The organism is Streptomyces sp. CO7, assembly GCF_053474865.1.
The window spans coordinates 1-487 of record NZ_JBRIOU010000085.1 but is presented as its reverse complement, the minus strand read 5'-3'; the positions used below and the strand labels follow the sequence as shown (position 1 = coordinate 487).

Annotated in this window: 1 pseudogene; it reads right to left on the bottom strand. The window is 74.5% G+C overall.

What is annotated here, in order from left to right:
• Positions 1 to 487: pseudogene (locus ACOV8S_RS31225) on the bottom strand (hypothetical protein); the annotation flags it as partial.

Here is a 487-nt window from a genome sequence, read left to right as displayed (position 1 = left end):
GTCCAGGGTGGCGCCGTGCGGAGTGGGGACGCGGCGTTCGACGGCCCAGGCGAGGTTGGCGTCCTCGTCGCGCACCAGCAGCACCTCCTCCAGGGGCTCGCTCTCCAGGGAGCCCGCGGTGACCGGCGGGACGAACAGCCCGGAGCGGCGGCCGCCGGCGGCGGTGCCGAGGTTGTAGAGGGACCAGTGGGCGTCGCCGACCCCGGCCCCGGGCAGGGGCAGCAGCGTGGGCCCGCCGAGTTCGGAGCTGAAGGTGTCGCCCACGACCACGGAGGTGATCGTGGTGAGGGAGCCGGAGGGGACGTCCAGCGGGACCAGGTACCAGTCGTTGCCGTACACGGTGGCGAACTCGGCGACCAGCATCCGGGCGAGGTCGGACGGTGCGGCCTCCACCTGACCGAGGGCGACCCGGGCGTCCTCGAACTCCCAGAAGCGGCGGGCGGGCATGCCGGGGAAGCGGACGGGGGCGGGGAAGGTCGTCGACAGC